The following is a 2,787-nucleotide window of genomic DNA, read 5'->3' on the forward strand; positions in this document are numbered from 1 at the left end:
GCGTATGGTTTCAGGGTCTTTTTCACTCCCTTGTTCAGGGTTCTTTTCACCTTTCCCTCACGGTACTGGTCCACTATCGGTCTCTCAGGAGTATTTAGCCTTGGCGGATGGTCCCGCCAGATTCACACAGGGTTTCACGTGCCCCGCGCTACTCAGGATACCACTATCCTCAACGCTCCTTGCCCGTACGGGACTGTCACCCATATCGTGCAGCTTTCCAACTGCTTCCGGTTCGTCACGCGAGAAATGTCGTGGTCCTACAACCCCAGAATTGCCGAAACAACTCTGGTTTGGGCTGCTCCGGTTTCGCTCGCCACTACTCCCGGAATCACTCTTGTTTTCTCTTCCTCCGCCTACTTAGATGTTTCAGTTCAGCGGGTTCGCCCCCATTGCTGGGTACTTGGCCTTCAACCAAGTGGGTTGCCCCATTCGGACACCCACGGATCAATGCTCATGTGCAGCTCCCCGTGGATTTTCGCAGCTTATCACGTCCTTCTTCGCCTCTGAGAGCCCAGGCATCCCCCATACGCCCTTCTTTTGCTTGTCGCATCCCATGTACAACATGGGACGCCCTCGTAATCCTTGTTATTCTATTCTACTTCGTGTTTCTTCTTTGACTTCGCACCCATGGCCAAACCATGGTGCTCCGTCCCAATATGTCAATGAACTTGTGGCGGGCCGCCACCGGCAACAAAAATTACCGTGGACGACACTTGCCGTGGTGGAGAATATCGGAGTCGAACCGATGACCTCCTGCGTGCAAGGCAGGCGCTCTAGCCAGCTGAGCTAATCCCCCATTATCAGTGGTCAGTTAACGGTTATCAGTTAACAGTACTATATAACGGTAACCCAACACCTAGAATTTCCTTGTTCCAATACTTTTTAATGAACCTGTCCGAAGTGCAAGAAAACTTTCAACTTACAACTTTGAACTTTTCGAGCTTTGCTCGAAACAGTAGTCTCAGGCAGACTCGAACTGCCGACCTCTACATTATCAGTGTAGCGCTCTAACCAGCTGAGCTATGAGACTGTCTTGGCCTAATTTGCCAGTATATCAAAAAACATATCGCAGACAGCGAAAAGAAAAGGACCACCCGACCGGGGACCGGGAAAAGGCATCGGAACGCCTTCTCTAGAAAGGAGGTGTTCCAGCCGCACCTTCCGGTACGGCTACCTTGTTACGACTTAGCCCTAGTTACCGATTTTGCCCTAGGCCGCTCCTCTCGGTGACGGACTTCAGGCACTCCCGGCTTCCATGGCTTGACGGGCGGTGTGTACAAGGCCCGGGAACGTATTCACCGGATCATGGCTGATATCCGATTACTAGCGATTCCAGCTTCACGGGGTCGAGTTGCAGACCCCGATCCGAACTGTGACCGGTTTTATAGATCCGCGCCCCCTTGCGGGGTGGCTTCCCTCTGTACCGGCCATTGTAGCACGTGTGTGGCCCAGGACGTAAGGGCCGTGATGATTTGACGTCGTCCCCACCTTCCTCACGGTTTGCACCGGCAGTCCCGCTAGAGTCCCCGACATCACTCGCTGGCAACTAACGGTAGGGGTTGCGCTCGTTATAGGACTTAACCTGACACCTCACGGCACGAGCTGACGACAACCATGCAGCACCTTGCAGGCAGTCCGAAGAAAGGGGTGTCTCCACCCCATGCAGCCTGCATTTAAGCCCTGGTAAGGTTCCTCGCGTATCATCGAATTAAACCACATGCTCCACCGCTTGTGCGGGCCCCCGTCAATTCCTTTGAGTTTCATTCTTGCGAACGTACTCCCCAGGTGGGATACTTATCACTTTCGCTTGGCCACGGAGACCGAAGTCCCCACAGCTAGTATCCATCGTTTACGGCGTGGACTACCGGGGTATCTAATCCCGTTCGCTACCCACGCTTTCGTCCATCAGCGTCAGTACATGGTTGGTCACCTGCCTTCGCGATCGGTGTTCTATGTGATATCTATGCATTTCACCGCTACACCACATGTTCCGGCAACCCCACCATGACTCAAGACCTGCAGTATCAAAGGCAATTCTATGGTTGAGCCACAGACTTTCACCCCTGACTTACAGGCCCGCCTACGGACCCTTTAAACCCAATGATTCCGGATAACGCTCGGACCCTCCGTATTACCGCGGCTGCTGGCACGGAGTTAGCCGGTCCTTATTCTTACGGTACCGTCAGTAGGGCACACGTGCCCTTTTTTCTTCCCGCATAAAAGCAGTTTACAACCCATAGGGCAGTCATCCTGCACGCGGCATGGCTGGATCAGTCTTCCGACCATTGTCCAATATTCCTCACTGCTGCCTCCCGTAGGAGTCTGGTCCGTGTCTCAGTACCAGTGTGGGGGATCCCCCTCTCAGGGCCCCTAACCATCGCTGCCTTGGTGGGCCGTTACCCCACCAACTAACTAATGGTACGCATGGCCATCCCTGTCCGATAAATCTTTAATCAAAACATCATGCGATATTTTGATACCATGGGGCATTAATCCAAGTTTCCCTGGGCTATTCCCCTGACAGGGGCAGGTTCCATACGCGTTCCGCACCCGTGCGCCGGTCTCAATGGAGCAAGCTCCATCTACCCCTCGACTTGCATGTGTTAGGCCTGCCGCTAGCGTTCATCCTGAGCCAGGATCAAACTCTTCATTGTACATCGTTAAATATCTCTAAAGCTATCCCGCTGCACAAATCCCAGATCCCGTGATCAAAATGGTTCTTCTCTAATTACGCTGTCTATTGCAATATGTATATGAACTTCTTTCCTTAATTCTCCCAGAAAAAAA

General features: G+C 52.7%; 2 tRNA genes and 2 rRNA genes (1 of these 4 running past the window's edge). All 4 read right to left on the reverse strand.

Features of this window, described 5'->3' with window-relative positions:
* Positions 1–548, reverse strand: a 23S ribosomal RNA gene (locus ACFSJE_RS18670) (it extends 2,272 nt beyond the left edge of the window).
* Positions 549–719: 171 nt separating this feature from the next.
* A tRNA-Ala gene (locus ACFSJE_RS18675) sits at positions 720–796 on the reverse strand.
* 160 nt (positions 797–956) lie between these two features.
* Positions 957–1,030: transfer RNA gene (locus tag ACFSJE_RS18680), tRNA-Ile, on the reverse strand.
* 106 nt (positions 1,031–1,136) lie between these two features.
* A 16S ribosomal RNA gene (locus ACFSJE_RS18685) occupies positions 1,137–2,654 on the reverse strand.
* The 16S and 23S rRNA genes sit together here with 2 tRNA genes alongside, the layout of an rRNA operon.
* Positions 2,655–2,787 lie beyond the last annotated feature (133 nt).

Origin of the sequence: Flagellimonas iocasae (genome assembly GCF_042682725.1) — a bacterium.
Taxonomy (GTDB): Bacteria; Bacteroidota; Bacteroidia; order Flavobacteriales; family Flavobacteriaceae; genus Flagellimonas; species Flagellimonas iocasae.